We start from the raw sequence: 22327 nt of genomic DNA on the forward strand, positions 1-22327 counted from the left end.
GCGCGCATGAGCGCCGATCCCCGGGACCTCGCCCCGAGCACCGCCCTGCTGACCGACCGGTACGAGCTCACGATGCTGCAGGCTGCCCTGCGCGACGGCACCGCGCACCGCCGGTGCGTGTTCGAGCTGTTCGGGCGGCGCCTGCCCGGCGCACGGCGCTTCGGCGTGGTCGCCGGCACCGGACGGCTGCTGGGCCTCATCCGCGACTTCCGCTTCGGCGACGACGAGCTGCGATTCCTGCGCGACGAGCGGGTGGTGGATGCCGCGACCCTCGCCTTCCTCGCGTCGTACCGCTTCACCGGCACGATCACCGGCTACCACGAGGGCGAGCTGTACTTCCCGGGCTCCCCCGTGCTCACCGTGGAGGGCACGTTCGCCGAGGCGGTCGTGCTCGAGACCCTCGCCCTCAGCGTGATCAACCACGACTCGGCGGTGGCGACCGCGGCCGCGCGCATGAGCGTGGCCGCCGGCGACCGGCCGCTCGCCGAGATGGGCTCCCGGCGCGCCGCCGAGCGCTCGGCGGTCGCCGCGGCCCGCGCGGCGTACATCGCGGGGTTCGGGGCGACCTCGAACCTCGAGGCCGGTCGCGAATGGGGCATCCCCACGATGGGCACCGCCGCCCACGCCTACACGCTGCTGCACGACACCGAGGAGGACGCCTTCCGCTCGCAGGTCGCCTCGCTCGGCACGGGCACGACGCTCCTCGTGGACACGTACGACATCCGTGAGGGGGTGGCCACGGCGATCCGCGTCGCCGGCACCTCACTCGGCGGGGTGCGCATCGACTCCGGCGACCTGCCGGTCGTCGCGGCCGAGGTGCGCGCCCAGCTCGACGAGCTCGGCGCGACGGGCACGAAGATCACAGTGACGAGCGACCTCGACGAGTTCGCGATCGCGGCGCTCGCGGCATCCCCCGTCGACTCTTACGGCGTGGGCACGTCGGTCGTCACCGGCTCCGGGGCACCGACGGCCGGCATGGTCTACAAGCTGGTCGCCAGACAGGATGCCTCAGGCGCGTGGGTCGGCGTCGCGAAGGCGTCCGCCGACAAGGCGTCGCGCGGCGGTCGCAAGTCGGCGTTCCGCGAACTCGCCGCCGGCACCGCCACGCGCGAGCTCGTGGTCGTGTCGGACGGCTTCGAGCCGGACGCGACCGCCGCCTCGCACCCCGACGCGAGGGCGCTGCAGGTGACGCTGGCCACACGTGGCGAGCCGGATGCCGCCTACCTCGGCCCCGCGGGCGTCGAGGCGGCGCGAGCCCACCACGCCCGCGTGCGCGAGGAGCTGCCGGTGCGCGCGCTCGCGCTCAGCCGCTCGGAGCCCGCGATACCGACGGTGTTCGTCGACGCGCAGTAGCGGGAGCCGTCGCTACGAGTTCAGCGACGCGTAGATCTCTTTGCAGGTGGGGCAGACCGGGAACTTCTCGGGGTCGCGACCGGGCGTCCACTTCTTCCCGCACAGCGCGCGCACCGGCTTGCCGGTGAGCGCCGACTCGAGGATCTTGTCCTTCTTGACGTAGTGCGAGAAGCGCTCGTGGTCACCCGGCTCGATGTTCTCCTCACGGATGAGCTCTTCGAGCTCGCGGTCGAGGATGGCGAGTCCGCCCTGGTCAGGGCCTTCGAGGGGGGTGCTCATGGTCTGTCATTCTAGCGGCGGCGCCTGTCAGGTGGACTCGGCGAACTCCATGATCCGCCCGCCGCGACGCTCGAACGCAGCCGAGCCCAGCGCGATGCCGCCCGCCAGCACGGCCACCCCGATCGCCACTCCGCCCCACAGCGCCACGGTGGCCGTTTCAGGCTCGCCCTGCAGGGCGAGCCACCCCCACCACAGGGCGGGCAGGCTGGCGCAGACGGCGCCGGCGAGCACGAGCGCCTGCATGACCGCACCGCCCGACCCGATCCGCTGCGGCTGCTCGAACGCGCTCTCGCCGGGGCGCGACACCGCGTACGGGGCGACGATGGACGAAATGCTCGACAGGCCGAGTCCGGCGAGGTACAGCGACGCGCACACGCCGATCATCGCGGGAAGCAGCCCCCAGTCGCCCTGCCACGCGATCGACACGCAGATCGCGATCGCCAGCAGCGGCACTCCGACCAGCAGCACCGGCACGAGGCGTCCGACGCGGTCCGAGAACCCGCGCACGCCGCTGGCCACGTGCATCCAGACCGCGGTCGAGTCGTAGGCGAGGTCGTTGTGCGGCAGCCATCCCAGGAACAGCGCGATCAGCGGCGCCGGCACGATCGCGACGATCTCCATCGGCACGCCCGCGACCAGCAGCGGCACGATGGCGACGAGCGCGACCACAGGGATGATCGCGAGATTCACGAGGTAGCGCGAGTCCCGCAGCCAGTACATGAGGCTGCGGGCGGCGATCGCGCCGCCCGGTGTGCCCGGGGTGAGGGCGAGCCATCCCAGCCCGCCGCGCTCCCGCACCGCCGCCGGACGCTCGGTCGTCGTCACCAGGCGGTGCACGAGGGCGAGCCACAGCGCACCGAGTGCGACCACGGTCGCGATGGCCACGACCAGGCTCAGGGCCGCGTCGCCGCCGGCGGCGACCAGCCCGGGATACGCCCAGGCCGCGCCGATCGGGGTGACGGCGAGCACCGCGACCACCTCGACCAGCTCGCCCGGCACCCGACCACCCCATTCGAGCGATGCGAGAAAGACGCCGATCGGGACGATCACCACGAGAAGGGCCAGCAGCAGCACGCCCGACAGCTCGCGCGAGCGCCGCTCATGCAGCAACAGCGCCGTCAGCGCCATGCTCACGAGCCCGAGCAGCGAACAGGTGAGCACGCCGAGTACGACCGATGCCGCGCCCACCGTCCACGGCACGCCCTGAACGTTCCACATCCCCGCCGCGCTCGAGGCGACGACGGTGAGAGCCAGGCTGGGAATGCCGATGAGCCCCGCCACGGCGAGCATCAGCGCCAGGCGCCCCTCCGCAAGCCCGAGCACCGCGAAGCGGCGCGGGTCCAGCGGGTCGCCCGCACCGCCGATGATCGGGGCCAGCGCGAAGCCGAGGGTCACGGCGGAGCCGCCGAGCACGGTGACCGACAGGGCGACGTCGGTGTCGGCATCCGCCAGGCTCAGCAGAGCCCAGCACATGAGCACCGTGATGCCCGCGACGACGATGAGCCACAGGAGTGTGCGGACGACCTTGTCGATGCCGCCGCGGAACGCCCCGGCGAGGGTCGCGAACCTCAGTCCGAGAACGTATGCAGCCACTCGAGGCCCTCCACGTCGCCAAGGCCGCCCGCCAGCTCGACGAAACGCTGCTCGAGCGTGAGCTCGCCGCGCACCTCGTCGATGGTTCCCTCGGCGAGCACCTGGCCGGCGACGAGCACCGCGACGCGCGAGCACACGCGCTGCACGAGGTCCATGCCGTGACTGGAGAGGATCACCGTCCCGCCGTGGGCGACATATGTGGAGAGGATGTCGAGGATGGTCGCGCTCGAGACGGGGTCGACCGACTCGAAGGGCTCGTCGAGCACGAGCAGGCGCGGCGAGTGGATCATCGCACCGGCGAGCATCACCTTCTTGGTCATGCCCGCGGAGTAGTCGCCGACGACGCGGCCGAGCGAGTCCGTCAGGTCGAACGCACGGGCGAGGTCGGCCGCGCGGCTCTCGACGACGGCCGTGGGCAGCCCCCGCAGCACGCCGTAGTAGTGGAGCAGCTGGCGTCCGGTGAGCCGGTCGAACGTGCGCAGGCGGTCCGGCAGCACGCCCATCCGGCGCTTGGCCGCGCGCGGGTTCGCCCGCGCGTCGATGCCGCCCACCTGCACTGCCCCCTTGTCGGGGCGCAGCAGCCCCGCAATGACCGACAGTGTGGTCGTCTTGCCGGCGCCGTTGGGCCCGACCAGCCCGTAGAAGGCTCCGGACGGCACCGTGAGGTCGACGCCGTCGACGGCGACCGTGCCGCCGAAGGACTTGGTCACGCCGCGCAGCACCAGCGCGGGCTCACCCGCAAGCTCTGCGGGCAGCGCCCGTTCCGCGGTCAGCGCATCGGTGATGCCGACGGTGGGCGGGCGGCTGGAGGCGGGCGCGTCGTCGGCGATCGAGAGGGGCTCGGCCACGGACGCCGCCGCGGTCGCTGCCGGCGCCTGCGGCACGGGCGGAGCGAGGGCGGTGATCTCATGCGCGGCCTGCGGAGCGACCGGTTCGTTCTCCGGCTCTGGGGGGTGCTCGACGACCGGCGGCGCGGGCGGCGCCGGAAGCGGGGGCTTGGGGGGAACGATGATCTGGTCGGCGGGGATCGCGCCGGCCGCGGGCTGCCTCGCCGAGGGCGCCGCCTTGGCCGCGCGGGAAAACCGCAAGCGCGGCTTCGCCGGCCGCTTTCTCGGCTCGGCCGCGGGGGCCGGGGGCACCGGTTCGGCCGATTCCCCGGGCAGAGGAGGGCGGGGAGGAAGGATCACGAGATCGGGCACGCGGACGCGCGCGGTATCCCGCTCCGGATCGCCCGGGGCGGATTCGTGTGGCACCGGAAGAGATGGGGTCACCTCACCAACGTATCAACCGCGTCCCTTTCGGCCCAGTAAGGTGACGAAAACTTCATTCGCGGGCGCTTTATCACGAAAGGGCAACAGAGGCCGCGCATTCTGCACCCTCCCAGGGGCCTATCGCTACCATGAACGAAGCACAAAGGGGTGTCGTGTCGGTAAACCGACGCTTAACACAGCACTCCAGGAGCAGCATCATCGTGACACTTCAGACCGTCATCCTCGCGGCCGGCATGGGCTCGCGCCTCGGGCGCGCCCTTCCCAAGCCCCTCACCGAGCTCGGCGACGGCCGGAGCATCATGCGACAGCAGCACGACAACGTCCGTGCGGCCTTCGGCGGCGAGGCGCGGATCACGACCGTGGTCGGCTACCGCGCCGAGACGATCGTCGAGGCGTTCCCGCACGTCGACTACGTGTACAACGACCGCTACGACCAGACCAATACGTCCAAGAGCCTGCTGCGCGCCCTGACCGCGACCGGTCGCGGCGGCGTGCTGTGGATGAACGGCGACGTCGTCTTCGATCCGCGCGTGCTCGGCCGGGCCGTGTCGCTCATCGAGCGCGAGCAGTCGTTCGTCACCGTCAACACCTCGAAGGTCAGCGACGAAGAGGTCAAGTACACCATCGACGCCGAGGGATGCATCGCCGAACTGTCGAAGACCGTCGTGGGCGGCATCGGCGAGGCGGTGGGCATCAACTACATCTCAGCGGCCGACAAGAAGTCCTTCATCCGCCAGTTGCAGCGCGTCGACGATCAGGACTACTTCGAGCGCGGGCTCGAACTCGCGATCCTCGAAGACGGCCTGCGCCTCGCGCCGATGGACATCTCGGACCTGTACGCGGTCGAGGTCGACTTCGCCGAAGACCTCGAGCGCGCCAACCTCTACGTCTGATCCCGGCCCTCCGGCCGAGGCGGATTCTGCTCGGATCGTCAACCGCCACCGATCCACAGCCGTCGGACAGCGTCCGATGCATAAGATCTGCGTGATGGCCGAGAAGGTGCACCGCATCCACTCGCTGTCCGACGACGCACCGTGGGACGGCGGTCTTGCGCCGACCGGATCCGCGGAGCATCCCTTCACGGTTCGTGCTCTCGACCGCGTGCTCGCGATCCAGCGTCCCGCGGTGATCGCCCATCTGCGGAGCATCCGCCTGCGTCATCCGGACTCGTCTGCTGACCAGATCGTGCGCATGCTCGAGCGCCGGTACCTGACCGCCGTGACGACCGGCGGCGCCGCCGTCGGTGCGACTGCGGTGGTGCCCGGCATCGGCACCGGCGTCACGCTGACGCTGAGCGGCGTCGAGACGGTGGCGTTCCTCGAGGCGACCGCGCTGTTCGCGCAGTCGGTCGCCGAAGTGCACGGCATCCGTGTCGCCGACCCCGATCGGGCTCGCGCCCTCGTGCTGACCCTCATGCTCGGCAAGGAGGGCGTCGATCTCGTGGCGCAGTTGGCCGGGCAGATGGCCGGCAAGGGGGTCACGCGCGACAGGTACTGGGGCGAGCTCATCACCAAGACGCTCCCCCGCGCCGCGGTCGGACCCCTCGTCGACCGGCTCAAGACGGCGTTCGTCCGCCAGTTCGCGGCGAAGGGCGGGGCATCGTTCATCGGCAAGGCCCTCCCGTTCGGCATCGGCGCGGTGATCGGCGGCACCGGCAACCACATCCTCGGCCGTCGCGTGCTGGTGAACTCGCGCCGCGCGTTCGGCGCCGCACCGATCGGCCTTCCCGCCGAGCTCGAGCCGAGGCCCGGCGCGACCCCGATCGAGTCGCTCACGGCGCGCTCGATCCGGCGTGCCGGCGAGAGCGTCGTTGTCGGCGTCACCCGCGGCGCGAAGGCGGTCGGAGGCGCGGCGCGACGGGCGGGCGGCGTCGTGCGACGGCGTGACGACCGCGAGCTCACGGATGGCACGCCGGAGTCGGGGGCCGACCCCGCCGACGACGACGCATTCGAGCCGAGGTAGGGTCGAGCCATGGGTCAGTTCACGCTGCGGCCGCAGGAGGATCCTCAGGACTGGGCCGGACTGCCCTCCGAGCCGCTCCCGCCCGAATCGGTCGCACAGCGCCTGGCGGAGCCGATCGCGGTCGCAGACGCATTGCTGACGGATGCCGCGCCCGGCGTCTCGTCGATCTCGATCGTGGTCCCGGCCGTTCCCTCTGGCGACGACGGCGACGCGTAGGCGCCGCGTATACGTCGGGTAGGGGTCGACCGCCCCGAGGTCGTTGTGCCCGAGGATCGCGACGCGGCGAGTTCGCGCTCCCTCGCCTACAAGTCGCGGCGGGCGTAGAGCCGTGCGGCCAACAGGCTCGACGCGGTTCCGAGGACGGCGAGGATTGCAAGCGCGGCGAGGGCCAGCCAGCCGGGGCTGGTGCCTTCTAGCCAGCCGAGCACGGTCGTTCCGGCATCGGGGAAGGCCCATCCTGCGAAGACGACGGCGAGGATGATCGCGGCGGGGACGGCGAACCCGACCGTGCGGGCTCGGGTGGCTCCGAGCGCGAAGTAGACGGGCAACTCGACGGCGAGCAGGGCGCCGACGATCCCGACGCTGCCGGCGGCGAGTGCCGCCGCGATCGCCCAGTCCAGCTCGACGCGCAGGAGGAGGGCGGTCACCGGGGCCAGGATCAAGCCGGCCGCGGTGAGCCCAATGAGCAGCAGAAGGCTGGTCGCGTAGCGGCCGGTGACGACCTGACGGCGGGCGATACCGAGCGCGGTGTAGAGGGTGTCGAGCCGGCCGCGCTCGTCGTTCCCGAACAGGTATTGCGGAGCGATGATGACCGCGAACACGGCGGGCGCAGGGATCATCGCGTATGGGCTGCGGGTAGGCAGGACCGCGGCGACGAGGATGATGACGACCGGGATGATGAGGTTCCTCGCGTACGGTCGCAGGGATCGCAGGTCCAGTCTGATGAATCGGGCGACGCTCGGCATGTCAGTCCTCCTCGTCGGGGCGCCGCTGGTGGTGGACGACGATCTGCTCGATCGTGGGCGCTTCTATACTGACCCCCGAGCCGAACACGGCGGAATCGGCGGTGCGGATGATCCCGTCGAAGCCGCCCCGGCCCCGACGTAGCCCGCGGATCAGCGGCGTGTTGCCGGGGGTCAGATCGTCCAGTGATCCCTGGATATAGGCGAAGTCCTGCACGAGGTCGTCGAGCGCGCCCTGGTAGACAATGCGCCCCGCGTCGATGAACACGAGGTAGTCGGCGAAGTGCTCCAGGTCGCTGGTGATGTGGGTGGAGAAGAGCAGCGAGGCGTCGTCGCGAGTCATATGCTCGCGCAGCAGATCGACCAGATCGGTGCGTGCGGCGGGGTCCAGTCCGCTCGTCGGTTCATCAAGGATCAGCAGCTCGGGGTGGTTGCCCATCGCCAGCGCAATCATGAGCTTGTTGCCCTCGCCGCGGGACAGCTCCTTCACCTTCGTGTCGCCGCGCAACCCGAACCGGCGGCCCAGCCGGTCGAACCACGCCTGGTCCCAGCCGGGCCGGAAGGCTGCGTAGGTGGTGGCCGCATCGCGGATGCGCCAGTCCGGGAGCAGGAACGGCTGGTCGAACGCGATCCCGACCTCGTTCGTCGGCGGGATCGTGATGCTGCCGGCGTCGGCGCGGATCAGGCCGAGCAGGGTGCGCAGCGTCGTAGTCTTGCCGGACCCGTTCGCCCCGACCATCCCTGTCACAAAGCCCTGCGGAATGCGCAGGTCCAGCGGCCCGAGGATGAAGCCGCCGCGGTGCTTCACCAGTCCGGCCGTCTCCAGGACGTTCCCGGTCGTGTTCATCGTTCCCATTCCTCCGTGATCATCTCAATCAGTTCCGCCAGCGATACGAGCCCGGGGTGCTGCGTGCGAACGACGACCTGCCGCAGCCGTTCGCGCGCCCAATCGAGCGTTGCGCGCCGGGCCTCGGCCGGGTCGATCTGCGCGACGAAGGAGCCCTTGCCCGGCACGTTCACAATCAACCCCTCGGCGGCCAGATCGTTGTATGCCCGTGTCGTTGTGATGAGGCTGACGCGCAGCTCGCTGGCAAGCACGCGCAACGACGGCAATGCGGTCCCGGCCGCGAGTTCGCCCGCCATGATCTGCTGCCGGACCTGTTCCACGATCTGCTCGTAGAGCGGGACGCCAGACACCGACGAGACGATGACGCGCATACCGAATGCCTCCCAACATACCTACTGTCTATGTTCAGTATAGACGCTCGGGAAGCAAACCTGACCACTCGCGATCTCGACTGGAACTCGTCAGGCGGGTCAGGACAGGATGCCACCCACTCGTGCAACAGTCCCTCAAACCGTCGACTCGGCGACCCGCAGCCGCGTTCGTCGGCGTCGAGAACCGCGTCGGGATGAGTTTGGTTCATGTGTTCGGACGCTGCCCGGGGCCGTCGACATGGGGACAGCACGCGACCGGCGTGCGCTCGCTCGCGCGCACCCGCTTAGGCTCGAAGGGTGACCGTCACCCTCATCGTTCTGCTGCTGCTCAATGCTCTCTTCAACGTGCTCGTGTGGCCGACGTTCTACCGGCGGGTGGCCAAAGACGCTCGCGCGCACGATGAAGCCGGTAAGCCCACGCGGTTCCTCATCGTGCACGCGGTGCTCATCGGGATCGCGCTGCTGCTGGCCGCGGCATCCGCCATCGTCGCGGTCATCGCGCTTTTCTGACGCGACGCGAACCGCGCCGCCGATCCGTCATCCGGCCGCCGCGAGCCGCTCGTCGAGGAAGTCGAGCACGCGCTCGACGCCCTCCTGCTGCCGGTCGCGTGTCAGCACCGAGTGACCCTTGCCCTCGAACTCGACCGCTATGAACCGGTCGCCGAGTTCGCGCTCGAGCGTCGCGAACCGGGTGCCGACGGCCGGATCCGTGCGATAGCGCAGGCCCAGCACCTCGCACGACGACGATCGCACCGCCTCCAGGTCCTCGGGGCCGAGTCCGAGATCGGCCCCGCGCAGGCGCGCGCCGCGAGGCAGTCCGGCAGCGGCCGGCAGCGAGGGCTCGGCGAGCACCGGGGCGATGACCGGGGCATCGGCCATCATCGCCAGCGCGAAGCCGCCCGTGAAGCACATCCCGACGACGCCGACGCCGGTTCCGCCGACCTCGTCGTGCAGCTGGCGCGCGAGAGCTCGCAGCCATCCGGCGATGGGGCTCGTGCGCCCGCGCGCGAAGACCGAGAACTCGCGCCGGACGCAGAACTGCCAGACGCTCCCGGCCACGTTCGCGAACGTCATGCCTGCGCCGGGGGTGCCGAACAGGTGCGGCAGCACGACCGTGTGCCCGCGCGCGACGACCTCGTCGGCGAACGCCACCAGAGACGCCGCGATCCCGGGGAACTCGTGGATCACGATCACCCCGGTCCCGTCGCCCTTGCGATAGACCGGTCGGGTCTCGCCGCCTGACGTGACCTCGACGCGCGCCCAGCTCTCGAGCTCGTGCATACCGCGATAGTGCCAGAATCGGGCGGCGGACGGATGCCTCGTCCGCGCGGCACCACGCAGGCGCTTTCGGCGGTCACTCGACACGCCCCCACGCGCCGCCCTAGTGTCACTGTATGGACAGCACGCTCGCGTGTCTGGCGGCGTGGCTGCCCCGGCAGCGCTGGTACGCGGGCAAAGGACGCACGCCGAGCCTGCGCCTGGTCGCGTGGTTCGACCACGACTTCGCCGCGCCCGACGACGATCCGACCGCGCCCGAGCGCGCGAAGGCACGAACGTTCCTCGTGCTCGACGAGGGCGCGCTGCCTGCGGTGCTGTACCAGATCCCCGTCGTCGCACGCGCGACGGCCACACTCGACGCCGCCGCGGCCGAGCACGTCATCGGCGACCCCGAGCCGGGCACGACCTTCGTCGACGGACCCCACGACCCCGCATACACACGCGCGCTCATCCGACTCGTCACCGAGGGCGGAGTCGCGCGCGGTCCGCGCACGACCGCGGTCGGCCGCGCCGCGGCCGGCTCCGACCCGCAGGCAGCCGCCCACCTCGAGGCGAGCGTGCTGAGCGGCGAGCAGTCGAACACCTCGATCATCTTCCGGGATCCGGATGCCGCGGCATCCGTCATCTGCAAGGTGTTCCGGCAGGTGCACCCCGGCCTCAACCCCGACATCGAACTGCAGACCGCGCTCGCCGCCGCGGGGTCGACACACGTGCCCGCCGCCGTCGGAACGCTGGAGGGCCAGTGGCCCGACCTCGCGACCGCAGGAGGGACGGTCACCGGCTCACTCGCGTTCGCGCAGGAGTTCCTGCCCGACGTCGAAGACGCGTGGCGCGTGGCGCTCACCGCCGCCGCGCGCGGCGAGGACTTCACCGACCGCGCCCGCGCACTCGGCGAGGCGACCGCTGAGGTGCACGTGACGCTCGCGCGCGCGTTCCCGACCCGCGACACGCTCCCCGGCGACCGGCAGGCCGTCGGCGCCGCGTGGGCGCGGCGCCTGGCGACGGCGATCGCCGAGGTGCCCGGCCTCGAGGAGCAGCGCGACGCGATCGCCCGCGTGTACACGCGGGCGTCAGAGAGGCCATGGCCCGCGGTGCAGCGCGTGCACGGAGACCTGCATCTCGGGCAAGTGCTGCACTCCCCCGCGCGGGGCTGGGTGATCGTGGACTTCGAAGGCGAGCCGCTGCGCCCCATGCTCGAGCGGCAGCGACCCGACCTCGCCCTGCGCGATGTGGCGGGCATGCTCAGGTCGTTCGACTACGTCGCCGGCTCCATTCGCCTGGACGCGACAGACCGGTCCTCGCACACCGTGCTGGCGTGGGCGAACGACGCACGCCAGGCGTTCCTCGACGGGTATGCCGCGGTGTCGGGCGTCGACCTGGACGCACAGCGCACGCTCCTGGCGGCGCTCGAGATCGACAAGGCCGTCTACGAGGCGATCTACGAGTCCCGCAACCGGCCGACCTGGGTCTCGATCCCGTTGCGCGCGATCACGCGCCTGGTCGAACAGCCCTCCGTCGCCGGCTGACGCGCGCGCAGGCGGCGCCCACCCGCGCCGCTCAGTCGTCCAGGTCGGCCTCGTCGGCCTCGCCGGCCTCATCGTCGTCCGCCTCGCCCCCGGCGAGCGAGCGCTCGTGCCAGTCGTCCCACTTTCGCATCAGCTCCGCGATCGCCGCGTGGAAGCGCTGCGTCGCCGAGCCCGGGGCGGTGTCGCCGAAGTAGTGGCGCACCCACTGCTCGAGGCGCGCGACAGCGTCGGGGTCGTTCAGCACGCGGTCGGTCTCGGCGACGATGTCGGGCGCGGCCGAGGCATCCAGCCATTCGCACGCCGACAGATAGCCGTGTGTGTCGACCAGCGCCCGCTCGTCGTGCGGGCGCGTGATCATGAGCGGCCTGTCGGCGGCCAGGCGGTCGTAGACCATCGCCGAGATGTCGACGATCGCCACATCGGACGCCGAGAGCTGCCAGCCGAGCTCCGGGCCGTCGTCGAAGAAGTGACCGGCCGAGGGGTCGGCCGCGTTCGCCGCCGCGAGCGCGTCGATGATGCGCCGGTTCGCCGCCCCGTACTCGGGGTCGACGACGCCCGAGCGCGGGTGCGGGCGGTAGATCACGCGATGCCTACCGGTCGCGAGCAGCGCCGACACGAGCGACTCGCCATGGGTGCGGATCGAGCCGTAGTGCGCCGACGGCCGGTCCCCCTCCCACGTCGGCGCATACAGCACGACCGTGCGCTCGTCGGGCGTGTACGGAAGGGTGCCCGAGTAATGATCGGCCTGCGGACGGCCGATCTCGATCGTGCGGGAGCCGAGGTCGTAGTCCCACAGCACGCGCGAGAGACGCTCGCGCGCGGCATCCCCCGCGATAAGCGCGTAGTCGTACGCTTTGAACTGGTTCGTGGTCATGTACATCTTGTCGGACTCGCCGTGGTTGATGAACACGTGCCAGCGCCGGCCGTAGCGGAACATCTGGAAGTTGCGGGTATTCTGGTTCACGTACAGCACGACCCGGATGTCCTGCTTCGCGATGAAGCGCTCCAGGTCGCGCACGGTCGGAACGAAAGCGACCGGGGGCGCGTCTTCGGCCAGCAGCGCCCGGGCCCCGGTCGCCACGCGGCTCAACACCACGACAGGCCATTGGGCCGCAAGCCCGGCCAACGGCTTGTACCACTGCCGCATCTGGTACATGTTCACCGCGCCGTCGGCGAAGTACACGGCCACCTTGTAGTGGTGCTCTGGATGTGGCGGCCGCTGGGCGATCGTCTGGCGGACCTCGCGCACCGCGGTCCTCGACGCGAGAGCCTTGCGCAGAAGCGCGATCGCCTTCTTCCCATCTCTCACGACTGCCACTCCTCCAGCCTACCCAGGCACCGGCGTGACATGATCGAGCAGTGCACGTCGAGGAGCCCGGTCGTCCAGAGGCGGCATCTGCGACCACCGACCCGGGTGTGACCTTCGTGATGCCGGTGCTCAACGAGCGCGCATACCTGCGGCGCGCCGTGGAGTCGACGCTCGCGCAGGTCGTCCCGGGGCCGTCCGAGCTCATCCTCGCGCTCGGGCCGTCGACCGACGGAACGACCGAGCTCGCGCGCGAACTGGCGGCGGCCGACCCGCGCATCGTGCTCGTCGACAACCCCGACGCCGACATCCCGATCGGGCTCAATCGCGCCATCCGAGCCGGCCGCTACCCGACGATCGTGCGGGTCGACGCGCACTCCGAGCTCGAGGCCGAGTACACCCGCCGCGCGCTGGCGACCCTCGATCGCACCGGCGCGGCCAACGTCGGCGGCGTCATGCGCGCAGACGGGCGCGCGCCGTTCCAGCGCGCGGTCGCACGCGCCTACAACTCCCCCGTCGGCCTCGGCGGAGGCGCGTACCACGGCGGCACGCGCGAGGGCGAGGCCGAGTCCGCCTACCTCGGCGTGATGCGCCGCGCCGTCATCGACGAGGTCGGAGGGTTCGACGAGACGATCCGCCGCGGCGAGGACTGGGAGCTGAACCTGCGCATCCGCCGCGCCGGGCACCTGGTGTGGTTCGACCCGACGCTCTCGGTCACGTACTGGCCGCGCGAGAGCTGGCCGCGCCTGGTCCGCCAGTTCTTCGCGACCGGCCGCTGGCGCGGAGAGCTCGTGCGCCGCTACCGGCACCGCAACTCGGCGCGCTTCTTCGCACCGCCGCTGCTCGTGCTCGACGTCGTGCTCGCGGTCATCGTCGCGGTGCTGCAGCTGACCGGGATCGTGTCGGGGTGGTCGTCGGCGGCGGCATCGGTCATCTACCTGCCGGTCGCGGCGTACGTCGTGCTCGTGCTGATCGTGGGGATCGGGCCGGGCGGCGGCAAGGGATGGCGCGACAAGCTGTGGACGTTCGCGGTGCTTCCCACGATGCACCTCTCGTGGGGGTCGGGCTTTCTCATCGGCGTCGCCCGAGGCGCACACGACACCGTCGACACCTCACGGCTCGGCGACCGGAACACGCCGCTGCCGTGATCTCGACACACCGCCTGCGGCGGCACTCGATCCCCACGGCGACGCCCGGGCCGATCAGCGCTCGACGAGACCCTGGTCGAGGATGCGGCTCACGACGCGCTCGGCGGCGTGTCCGTCGTCGCGCTCGTTGAACTTCGCGCGCCAGATCGCGTACGCCGCGGCGAAGCGGGCCGGATCGTGATCGCGGATCGCGTCGGCAAGCTCGTCCTGGGTGCGCACGACCGGCCCCGGAGCATGCGCGGCCAGGTCGAAGTAGAACCCGCGCAGCTCGCCGCGGTAGTGCTCCAGGTCGGGCACGAGGAAGAACATCGGCTTGCCGGTCACCGAGTAGTCGAACATGACCGACGAGTAGTCGGTGATGAGCGCATCGGCTGCCAGCAGCAGCTGCGACGTGTCGGGAAAGCCCGTGACGTCGATGACCCGCGGGCCCTCGGCATCCTTGCCCGGCAGCAGCGTGCGCGAGTGCCCGCGCACCAGCACGACGGCGCCGGTCGCCTCGGCCAGCGCGGCGGCATCGACGAAGTCGACGATCTCGGTGCGGTCGTCGCGCCACGTGGGCGCGTACAGCAGCACGCGCTGCCCGGCGTCGATGCCCAGCGCCGCGCGCGTGGCGTCGCCGGAGCCCGACACCAGCACGTCGTCACGCGGGTACCCCTCTACCCAGATCGGCCGCCGCAGGAACGCATACGCCTTGCTGAGGATGCGCGTCGAGTAGGGATTCTGGGCGAGCAGGATGTTCCATCGCCGCGACTCGCGCACGACGGCCGCCATACGGCGCGGGTCGAAGCCGGGCCGGTGCAGCGCGAGGCGTTTGAGGGGCGTGCCGTGCCACGTCTGCAGCACGACCTGCCCCTTGCGGCGCGAGAACCGGCGGCGAAGCCAGTCGTTCACGACGAGCAGGCGCGCGCCGCCCCGGGCCCGCCACCACTCGGGACTGCCCTCGACGACCGGGATCGCTCCGTCGGGCACCTGCACCGAGAGGTCCACGACGCTCCAGTAGCGCGTCACCCCAGGGGCGCGACGGGCCAGCTCGCGGTCGATCGCGAGCGGGTTGCAGCTCGCGGTGCGGCCGTAGAAGCTCTCGAAGAAGACCGCGTTCTCGAGTCCGCCGGGCCGGGTGGCGTAGCGGCGCTCGAGGGCGTCCTGCCCCTCGCCCGAGTCGTAGGCCGGGTCGATCGGCGGGCCGATGCGCACGATGTCGGCCTCGACGCTCGCCCGGAGCGTGCCGAGCTGGGTGAGCGGGACGGATGCCTCCACCGGCGTCTGCACCCCGTCGGCGTCCGTGAGCCGCAGCCGGTAGTCGGCAACCGGCAGCGGCAGCTCGGGTCCGCCCCACCGGGCCGCTCGCAGCGGCAGCTGCGCGCGCCACGTCTTGCCACGACCGGTGAGTGCGGCCACGACACGGGCGCGGGGCCCCACCAGTTCGACCGACCGCGGGCGGGCTCCAGTGCCCGCCAGCACCAGCGTCGCACCGCCGTCGGTGGTGAAGGAGGCATCGATCACTTCGACTGGCTCCGCTCGCTCGGTACGGGGCATCGGGTTCCCTTCTTCGGGCGTCGCAGTCCCGCGCAGATCGCACGGTACACCCGGTCGGTGTTCGCGCCATCGCGATGCGCGTGCATCCTGGCGCTGAGCCGCTCGGCGCGCGCGATGCGCTCCGCCCGCGCGGCGTCGTCACCGAGCACGGCGTCGAGTTGGGCGATCAGCGTACCCCATTCGGCGCACCAGTCCTCGCCTGCGGCATCCTCGTAGCGCCCGTAGAAGCCGCGGCGCCGCGCGTACTCCTCGACGTCGGGGGCGAGAAAGAGCGTCGGCAGCGGCACGAGCGACGCGTCGAACGCGAGCGAGGAGTAGTCGGTGACCAGCGCGTCGAGTCCCGGCAGCAGCGGAGTCACGTCGGGCACGAGGTCGCTGCCCAGCCGTCGCACGCGGTCGGTGGGCGAAGGCGGGGCGTACTCCCCCGCCCCGAGCGGATGCGAGCGCACGAGCAGCACCGCGTCGCGGCGCTCGAGCACCTCGACGAGCGCCTGCCAGTGCTCGGGGGCGGGGATCGCCGGGTCGAGCTCCCCGTCGCGCCAGGTCGGTGCGTAGAGCACGAGGCGCGAGTCCTCCTCCAGCGGACCTGCGACCTCGCGGACGCCGTCGCGGGCTGCGGAGCGCCGGGTCGCGGCACTCCCGCGCGACAGCACGTCGACGCGCGGCTCGCCGGTGACCGGCACCCGCTCGTCGGCGAGCCCGAACGCCGACTCCAGCCGTCCGCGCACCAGATGCGACGCGGCCGGGAGCACGCCGATGCGGCGGGCGGCGCCGCGGTACATGATCGCAAGCGCCCGGCGCGCGACGGCGGCGGCGGGACCGCGCAGCACCGACGGCGGCCGCACCGTCTCGGGCGAGTCCAGACCGATGCGCTTGAGTGGGATGCCGTGCCAGAGCTGGGCGACGAACGCGCCAGACACGGCGTAGCGGTTGACATCTCCGAACCCGTGCGTGACCACCACCGTGCGCGCCCGCGCCGTGCGCCAGAAGCCCCGCAGCGAGCGCTTGGGCACCGTCGGGATGCCGAGGGCCGCGGCATCCGTCGCCTCGCGCTCGTTCGAGACGAGCCATACCGCCGGATGCCCCTGCCCGGCAACGACGTGCCAGAGCGCGAGCGCGCCGTCGCCGATTCCCGCGCCGCAGCCGAACACCCACTCGTCGTGCGAGCGCGGAATCACGAGCGTCGCGAGGCGCCCGGCCGCATAGAGGGGGATGCCCGCGATCTTTCGCGCGTTCCCCGCGCCGAACGAGAAGGACGCCACCCCGCGAGCCTATCGCTCGCCGGGTGGCGTCCCCGCTTGCCGGTGCTTACGGCGCCAGCGTGCCGAGGGTCACGTCCGCGGTCTGGCGCGTGCCGTCCCGCACGAACGTGAGGGTCGCCTCGCCGCCCGCCTCGACCGCCCGCACCTGCGCGGTCAGGTCGACCGAGCCGGTGATCGGCACGCCGTTGAACTCCGTGACGATGTCGCCCGCCGCCAGGCCCGCCTTCTCGGCCGCACCGCCGGGCTCGACCTTGGCGATGTAGGCACCGGTGATGGTGGAGCCTTCGACGGATGCCGCGGCCCGCACATTCGCGCCGAGCAGGCCGTGCGTCGCCTCGCCGTTCTCGATGATCTCGCCGGTGATGCGCTTGACGATGCCGACGGGGATCGAGAAGCCGACGCCGATCGACCCGTTGCCTTCGGACGAGCCGCCGCCCGCCGTCGCGATCGCGACGTTGATGCCGATCAGTCGGCCCTGGGAGTCTACGAGCGCACCGCCGGAGTTGCCGGGGTTGATCGCCGCGTCGGTCTGGATGACAGCGATCGAGATGGCTGCCGAGGGAGCCGCCTGCTGCTGGCCCTGGCCGAAGTCGAACTGGAACGGGCCGTTCTCGCCGTTGGGCGTGCCCTGGTCCTCGTCCTGGTCACCGGACTCGGGCGCCGCCGACGACGCGATCTGGATCGAGCGGTTCAGCGCGCTGACGATACCGGTGGTCACGGTGTTGGACAGGCCGAGGGGCGCACCGATCGCGACCGCCGTGTCGCCCACGTTGAGCTTCGACGAGTCGCCCAACTCGACCGGAGTCAGGCCCGAGGCATCCTTCAGCTTGATGACCGCCAGATCGTACGTCGGGTCGGTCCCGATGACCTTGGCGTCGAACACGCGGCCGTCGGACGTCGTGACGCGGATCGCCGCGCTGCCGGTCTGGCCGTCGAGCGTGACGACGTGCGTGTTGGTGACGACGTAGCCGTCGTCGCTGAGCACGACGCCGGAGCCCGTGCCTCCGCTGCTGCCGTCCGAGGCCGAGATCGTCACGACGCTCGGCACGACCTTCGCGGCGATCGCGGTGGTCTGGTTCACGGAGTCGGTGTTGTTGACGGTCACCGTCTGCGGGCCGGCGACCGGCGTGGTCGACGCCGGGGCGAACCATTCCGAGCCGGCCCACGCGCCGCCGATGCCGGCGGCACCGCCCACGAGGGCGGCCGCGACAAGAATGCCTACGACCTTGCCCGCGCCCGACTTCGGCTTGGGGGCGGCCGGCGCGCCGCTCGTGGGAACCGTGCCGGTGGGCGCCGAACCGGCGGGGCCGAGCGGGAGGGTCGGCTGGGTCTGCGAAGGCTGACCGTGCTGCGCAGCGCCGTAGTGCGCCTGGCCCGGATGCGCCGGATGACCCTGGTACGCCTGACCGGCGTAGTGCTGCGGGGGGCGGGCGAGGGCCTGACCGGGCTGGGCGGGCTGGCCCGCGTAGGTCTGCGGGTAGCCGGGCTGCGTCGGACGCGCAGCCGGGGGCTGCCACGGGGTCGTCGGCTGCGCGCCCGGTGCGGCCTGCGGCGGGACGGAAGCCTGCGGCGGGACGGGTGCGGCGGGCGCCTGCGGCGGAACGTGCGCGGCGGGCTGCTGCGCCGGCGGCGGAGCCTGCTCGGGCTGGGGCGCCGGGGCGGCGGGAGCCGCCGACTCGGGGGCGGGGGCCGCGTCGTGCTCGGGGGTCGCCGACTCGGGGCCGGGGGCCGTGTCGTGCTCGGGGGTGGAGTTCGGGTCGCTCGGACGTCCGTCCTGGATGTCGCTCATGGAATGCTCCTTTGTGAAGGCCGAGACAAGGTTCGCGCCCGACGCTGTGGAATTCCTATGACGCGGTTGGGATGCCCCTATGTGCTCCTATGACCTCGCCGAGAACCCAGCCCCGAGAAGAGTAGCGTTTCGGTGATGCGACACATTCCCGGCGCGTGGCGCCGCACCGCGCTCGGCGCCGGGCTCATCGACCCGGACGGCAGCGCCCGCCCGACGATCTTCGCCGAGATGAGCGCGCTGGCTGCGCGCACGGGCGCCATCAACCTCGGGCAGGGCTTCCCCGACGAGGACGGCCCGGCCGAGGTGCTCGCGGCGGCACGCGAGGCGATCGCGCACGGCGTCAACCAGTACCCGCCGGGTCGCGGCATCCGTTCCCTGCTCGAAGCGATCGCCGAGCATCAGCGCCGCTTCTACGGACTCGCCCTCGACCCCGAGCGCGACGTGCTCGTGACGGCGGGTGCCACCGAGGCGCTGGCCGCCGCGATCCTCGGGCTCACCGACGGCCCCGACGACGAGGTCGTGGTCTTCGAGCCGTACTACGACTCGTACGCCGCGTGCGTCGCCCTGGCGGGCGCGCGGCTGGTCACCGTGCCGCTGCGCGGCGAGGCGTTCCAGCCCGACCTCGACGAACTCGCCCGCGCGGTCACCGATCGCACGCGCGTGATCCTCGTGAACGACCCGCACAACCCCACCGGAGCCGTCTTCACACCTGAGGTCCAGGCCGAGATCGTGCGGCTCGCCGAGCGCCACGACGCGATCATCGTGACCGACGAGGTGTATGAGCACCTCGTGTTCGACGGTTTGCACGTGCCGATCGCGACGCTTCCCGGCGCATGGGAGCGCACGCTCACGATCTCATCGGCCGGCAAGACCTTCTCGACCACCGGCTGGAAGATCGGCTGGGTCAGCGGCCCCGCCGATCTCGTCGACGCGGTGCTCGCGGTCAAGCAGTACCTCACTTATGTCAACGGGGGTCCGTTCCAGCCCGCGATCGCCCTGGGCCTTGGGCTTGCCGACGACTTCTTCCGCGGGATCGCCGCGACGCTGCGCGCCAAGCGCGACCTCCTCGGCGAGGGGCTGCGAACGGCCGGCTTCGACGTGCGGGTGGCGTCCGGCTCCTACTTCACGGTGGCGGATGCCGCGCCCCTGGGTGCGACGGACGCGGCGGAGTTCTGCCGGTCGCTCCCCGAGCGCGCCGGGGTCGTGGCGATCCCGCTGACGGCGTTCACCACTCCCGCCCGGCGCGCGCAGTACGCGAGCCTCGTCCGGTTCGCGGCGTGCAAGCGGTTCGAGGTGCTCGAAGAGGCCGCATCCCGCCTCGCCTCCGTTCGCAGCTGAGCCGCGGCTCAGGCGCGCGGAACGACCCGCAGCCGCCGCAGCTTCAAGGCCGGGTTGACCCGCCGCACCCGCTCGATCGCGTCGAGGTCGAGGTGCGCCACGGCGACATCGGTCGCCGTGCCCACCGCGGCGATCTCGACCCCCTGCGGGTCGACGATCATCGAGTTTCCGACACCCAGGGGCGGCGGATGGTCGGCCGCCGCGACGAACAGCGTGTTCTCGATCGCACGGGCATGCACGAGTGTGCGCCAGTGATGCTCCTTGAGGGGACCGCGCACCCACTCGGCCGGCACCAGGATCGCATGCGCTCCCGCGTCGGCCAGGAGCCGCCCGACCTCGGGAAAGCGCAGGTCGTAGCAGGTCATCAGGGCGAACCGGAACCCGTCGACGTCGAACGTCTCGGGCTCGGTGAGCTCGCCGGGCTCGACCCAGTCGGACTCGCGCTGGCCGAACGCGTCGTACAGGTGCAGCTTGCGGTACCGCCCGATCACGCCCGTCGCGTCGACCGCGATGACGGCGTTGCGCACGCGGCGGGGATCGGCGGCCCGCTCGACGAGGCCCGCGACGATCGTCACGGCGAAGGTCGACGCGAACTCGGCCAGCGCCCGCGTGAAGGGGCCGTCGACCGGCTGGGCGTGCTCGACGAGCGACGCGTCGAACGGGTCGACGAAGTAGCTCGAGTACTCGGGGAACACCACGACGCGCGCGCCGCGGCCGGATGCCGTCGCCACGAGCCCCTCGATGAGTGCGAGGTTCGCGTCGGCGTCGGCAGTCGGCGCGAACTGCGCGACCGCGACCGCGACGCTCACCGGCAGTCCTTCACCGAGAGCCGCGCCCGCAGAACGACCGGGATGACCACCCATAGGAGCGCCACGACACCGCCCAGAGCCATCGCCGCGACCCAGGCGGCGGCATCTGCCACCACGACGTCGAAGACGAACGCGACCACGCCCACCAGGACGAACGCCACCGTGACCAGCGCCGTCACCAGTGCGGCGTGGCCGTAGGCGACGACCTGGGGTTTGGCGAGGCGCCGGAACAGCACGCGGTGAAGAGCCACCGGCGCGAGCGCGATGATCGCGGTGAGGGCCGCCAGCACGACGAGCGTCAGGTAGAGCAAGCGCTGGGCGTCGTTCAGATCCGAGAACGCCGGCTGGAACGCCAGCGCCAACAGGAAGCCGGTGAGGATCTGCGTGCCCGTCTGGAGCACCCGCAACTCCTGCAGCACCTCGGCCCAGTTGCGGTCCGCGCGCTCCGACGGCGTCTCGTCGCGTCCGTCCGGTCTGTCGTCGGTTGCGGCGAGGTCACGGAAAGATGGCATGCGTTCATCCTGGCGCGACGCCCCGAACCCGGCAACCGGTCAGGAGCACCCCGAACCCGTGTTAGGCTATCTCTTGTGCCGCGGGGTGGAGCAGTTCGGTAGCTCGCTGGGCTCATAACCCAGAGGTCGCAGGTTCAAATCCTGTCCCCGCAACGGATTTCAGGCTCGGAGATCACGGATCTCCGAGCCTGAAATGGTTAACGAATTGAACCCGACGCCACAAAGTGCTCCTTTCCTCGCCACGAGCATGGGACCGCCGCCGTCGCCCGGCTGAGGTTCCTCACGCCGGGACGCCAGCGCGGCAGTTGGCTGACCGGTTCGCCGCGACGAGCCCGTGCAACCTTTGGGTGATCACCACTACCGCTGACGCCCTCACGGCGATGACCTCGCCCGCCCTCGCGGCCCTCGACCTCGTGGACATCGACGACAAGCCCGCCGGCGTGGTGGTGCATGGCCGGCGGTCCACGCCCGCCCAGGACGCCGACGGCCAGTTCGTCGCCGTCGCCCACGGCCACCCTGCGTGGCTCGACCAGGTCGCCGCGTACCTGCAGCGAGCGGCGGCCGAGGGGAAGACGGTGACGCTGACGGCGAAGCGGCGGATGCTCACGCCTGAGCAGGTCGCCGATGCGCTTGGCGTGTCGCGGCCCACGATTTCCCGCCGGATCAAGGCCGGCGAGCTGAGGCGGTGAAGGTCGGCAACCGCAATCGCATCCCGTATGAGGAGTTCGAGCGGTTCTGGCGCGCGACCCGCCGGCGACCGTCCGCGAGCGGTTCGGGCTGACGCTCGCGCCCACCGGGCCCGAGCCGGAACGCTTCTCGGGCACGTAAGGCGCCGACAAGCAGATCCTCGCGGACGACGGGCTCGGGCCCGAGTGCCGCTGACCCGCGCAGCGTACATCAACAGGCCAGATTCAGTCGGCAACGATCCCGTCCTGCCCCATTACCCTCACGAGGGTGACCGCGCGGTCTCCCCGCCAATCCCCGAGGAGATCCACGATCCTCCAAGCCACTCCGTGACGGCAAACAGGCACTGACCGCCTCCCAGAGGTCGCAGGTTCAGATCCTGTCCTCGCAACAGATAAGGCCCGGAAGACCACGCGTTTTCTGGGCCTTTCCCATGAGCTTCGTGAGTGCCACCTGCCGAATGCCGTTGCCCCCCGCGGGACGAGCGAGGCGCGCCCGCCC

At 71.5% G+C, this 22327-nt stretch carries 22 protein-coding genes and 1 tRNA gene; 10 read left to right on the forward strand and 13 right to left on the reverse strand.

The annotated features are described in order from the left end of the window. The first annotated feature begins 6 nt into the window (after positions 1 to 6). Positions 7 to 1353, forward strand: a complete 1347-nt coding sequence (locus AB1K54_RS14890; protein ID WP_371203542.1) for a nicotinate phosphoribosyltransferase — start codon at positions 7 to 9, stop codon at positions 1351 to 1353. Between the two features lie 12 nt (positions 1354 to 1365). Here the strand turns inward: AB1K54_RS14890 and AB1K54_RS14895 are convergent, their stop codons facing one another. Genes AB1K54_RS14895 through AB1K54_RS14905 form a run of 3 tightly spaced genes read right to left on the reverse strand, consistent with a single transcriptional unit; the run spans position 1366 to position 4313 of the window. Next, on the reverse strand, positions 1366 to 1632 hold the full coding sequence (locus AB1K54_RS14895) for a DUF3039 domain-containing protein (RefSeq protein WP_371203543.1): 267 nt from the start codon (positions 1630 to 1632) through the stop codon (positions 1366 to 1368). 27 nt (positions 1633 to 1659) lie between these two features. After that, entirely contained in the window at positions 1660 to 3225 is a 1566-nt protein-coding gene (locus AB1K54_RS14900) for a hypothetical protein (RefSeq protein ID WP_371203544.1), read from the reverse strand. Beyond that, complete coding sequence (locus tag AB1K54_RS14905) at positions 3201 to 4313, reverse strand: ABC transporter ATP-binding protein (RefSeq protein WP_371203545.1); 1113 nt, start codon at positions 4311 to 4313, stop codon at positions 3201 to 3203. Before AB1K54_RS14905 ends, AB1K54_RS14900 begins: the two co-directional genes overlap by 25 nt. 383 nt (positions 4314 to 4696) lie before the next feature. Here AB1K54_RS14905 and AB1K54_RS14910 point away from each other — a divergent pair, with 383 nt between their 5' ends. The 3 genes from AB1K54_RS14910 (at position 4697) to AB1K54_RS14920 (ending at position 6674) form a co-directional block, all read left to right on the forward strand. Then, a complete protein-coding gene (locus AB1K54_RS14910; protein ID WP_371203546.1) occupies positions 4697 to 5389 on the forward strand; it encodes an NTP transferase domain-containing protein in 693 nt (230 codons plus the stop codon). 94 nt (positions 5390 to 5483) lie between these two features. Then, positions 5484 to 6458, forward strand: coding sequence for a hypothetical protein (locus AB1K54_RS14915; RefSeq protein WP_371203547.1), 975 nt, complete (start codon positions 5484 to 5486; stop codon positions 6456 to 6458). A gap of 9 nt (positions 6459 to 6467) precedes the next feature. Continuing rightward, a complete protein-coding gene (locus tag AB1K54_RS14920; RefSeq protein WP_371203548.1) occupies positions 6468 to 6674 on the forward strand; it encodes a hypothetical protein in 207 nt (68 codons plus the stop codon). An 86-nt stretch (positions 6675 to 6760) separates the two neighbouring features. Here the strand turns inward: AB1K54_RS14920 and AB1K54_RS14925 are convergent, their stop codons facing one another. Genes AB1K54_RS14925 through AB1K54_RS14935 form a run of 3 tightly spaced genes read right to left on the reverse strand, consistent with a single transcriptional unit; the run spans position 6761 to position 8638 of the window. Beyond that, entirely contained in the window at positions 6761 to 7423 is a 663-nt protein-coding gene (locus tag AB1K54_RS14925) for an ABC-2 transporter permease (protein WP_371203549.1), read from the reverse strand. A 1-nt stretch (position 7424) separates the two neighbouring features. Then, positions 7425 to 8267: an ATP-binding cassette domain-containing protein gene (locus AB1K54_RS14930; protein WP_371203550.1), complete on the reverse strand. Its 843-nt coding sequence runs from the start codon at positions 8265 to 8267 to the stop codon at positions 7425 to 7427. Further along, a complete protein-coding gene (locus AB1K54_RS14935) occupies positions 8264 to 8638 on the reverse strand; it encodes a GntR family transcriptional regulator (protein ID WP_371203551.1) in 375 nt (124 codons plus the stop codon). Before AB1K54_RS14935 ends, AB1K54_RS14930 begins: the two co-directional genes overlap by 4 nt. 297 nt (positions 8639 to 8935) lie before the next feature. Here AB1K54_RS14935 and AB1K54_RS14940 point away from each other — a divergent pair, with 297 nt between their 5' ends. Beyond that, positions 8936 to 9148 (forward strand): SCO4848 family membrane protein, encoded by a 213-nt coding sequence (locus tag AB1K54_RS14940; protein WP_371203552.1) that lies wholly within the window; start codon positions 8936 to 8938, stop codon positions 9146 to 9148. 27 nt (positions 9149 to 9175) lie between these two features. Here the strand turns inward: AB1K54_RS14940 and AB1K54_RS14945 are convergent, their stop codons facing one another. After that, positions 9176 to 9919 carry a dienelactone hydrolase family protein gene (locus AB1K54_RS14945; RefSeq protein ID WP_371203553.1) on the reverse strand — a complete coding sequence of 248 codons (744 nt, stop codon included), beginning with the start codon at positions 9917 to 9919 and terminating at the stop codon, positions 9176 to 9178. A 113-nt stretch (positions 9920 to 10032) separates the two neighbouring features. On the opposite strand from AB1K54_RS14945, the gene AB1K54_RS14950 reads away from it, so the two are divergent. After that, positions 10033 to 11442: a phosphotransferase gene (locus tag AB1K54_RS14950; RefSeq protein WP_371203554.1), complete on the forward strand. Its 1410-nt coding sequence runs from the start codon at positions 10033 to 10035 to the stop codon at positions 11440 to 11442. Positions 11443 to 11473: 31 nt separating this feature from the next. Here AB1K54_RS14950 and AB1K54_RS14955 read toward each other — a convergent pair whose 3' ends face one another. Continuing rightward, positions 11474 to 12760: a CDP-glycerol glycerophosphotransferase family protein gene (locus tag AB1K54_RS14955; protein WP_371203555.1), complete on the reverse strand. Its 1287-nt coding sequence runs from the start codon at positions 12758 to 12760 to the stop codon at positions 11474 to 11476. A gap of 41 nt (positions 12761 to 12801) precedes the next feature. On the opposite strand from AB1K54_RS14955, the gene AB1K54_RS14960 reads away from it, so the two are divergent. Then, positions 12802 to 13896, forward strand: a complete 1095-nt coding sequence (locus tag AB1K54_RS14960) for a glycosyltransferase family 2 protein (RefSeq protein WP_371203556.1) — start codon at positions 12802 to 12804, stop codon at positions 13894 to 13896. A 54-nt stretch (positions 13897 to 13950) separates the two neighbouring features. Here the strand turns inward: AB1K54_RS14960 and AB1K54_RS14965 are convergent, their stop codons facing one another. From AB1K54_RS14965 to AB1K54_RS14975, 3 genes are read right to left on the reverse strand one after another with little or no spacing between them, the layout of a single operon-like run. Next, positions 13951 to 15399 (reverse strand): CDP-glycerol glycerophosphotransferase family protein, encoded by a 1449-nt coding sequence (locus AB1K54_RS14965; RefSeq protein WP_371203557.1) that lies wholly within the window; start codon positions 15397 to 15399, stop codon positions 13951 to 13953. Then, positions 15396 to 16694: a CDP-glycerol glycerophosphotransferase family protein gene (locus AB1K54_RS14970; RefSeq protein ID WP_371203558.1), complete on the reverse strand. Its 1299-nt coding sequence runs from the start codon at positions 16692 to 16694 to the stop codon at positions 15396 to 15398. The genes AB1K54_RS14965 and AB1K54_RS14970 overlap by 4 nt, the downstream gene beginning before the upstream one ends. Before the next feature lie 46 nt (positions 16695 to 16740). Beyond that, the gene (locus AB1K54_RS14975; protein ID WP_371203559.1) at positions 16741 to 18483 is read right to left on the reverse strand and encodes a trypsin-like peptidase domain-containing protein; all 1743 of its coding nucleotides are present in this window, start codon (positions 18481 to 18483) and stop codon (positions 16741 to 16743) included. Between the two features lie 135 nt (positions 18484 to 18618). Here AB1K54_RS14975 and AB1K54_RS14980 point away from each other — a divergent pair, with 135 nt between their 5' ends. After that, on the forward strand, positions 18619 to 19821 hold the full coding sequence (locus AB1K54_RS14980) for an aminotransferase class I/II-fold pyridoxal phosphate-dependent enzyme (RefSeq protein WP_371203560.1): 1203 nt from the start codon (positions 18619 to 18621) through the stop codon (positions 19819 to 19821). Positions 19822 to 19829: 8 nt separating this feature from the next. On the opposite strand, the gene AB1K54_RS14985 is transcribed toward AB1K54_RS14980, so the two are convergent. Next, positions 19830 to 20684, reverse strand: coding sequence for a carbon-nitrogen hydrolase family protein (locus AB1K54_RS14985; protein ID WP_371203561.1), 855 nt, complete (start codon positions 20682 to 20684; stop codon positions 19830 to 19832). Then, positions 20627 to 21142, reverse strand: coding sequence for a DUF6328 family protein (locus AB1K54_RS14990; protein WP_371203562.1), 516 nt, complete (start codon positions 21140 to 21142; stop codon positions 20627 to 20629). The genes AB1K54_RS14985 and AB1K54_RS14990 overlap by 58 nt, the downstream gene beginning before the upstream one ends. Positions 21143 to 21221: 79 nt before the next feature. Here AB1K54_RS14990 and AB1K54_RS14995 point away from each other — a divergent pair. Then, a tRNA-Met gene (locus AB1K54_RS14995) sits at positions 21222 to 21295 on the forward strand. Between the two features lie 194 nt (positions 21296 to 21489). Further along, positions 21490 to 21831, forward strand: coding sequence for a helix-turn-helix transcriptional regulator (locus tag AB1K54_RS15000; protein WP_371203563.1), 342 nt, complete (start codon positions 21490 to 21492; stop codon positions 21829 to 21831). Positions 21832 to 22327 lie beyond the last annotated feature (496 nt).

The sequence above is a fragment of the Microbacterium sp. BWT-B31 genome, assembly GCF_041379855.1.
GTDB lineage: Bacteria > Actinomycetota > Actinomycetes > Actinomycetales > Microbacteriaceae > Microbacterium.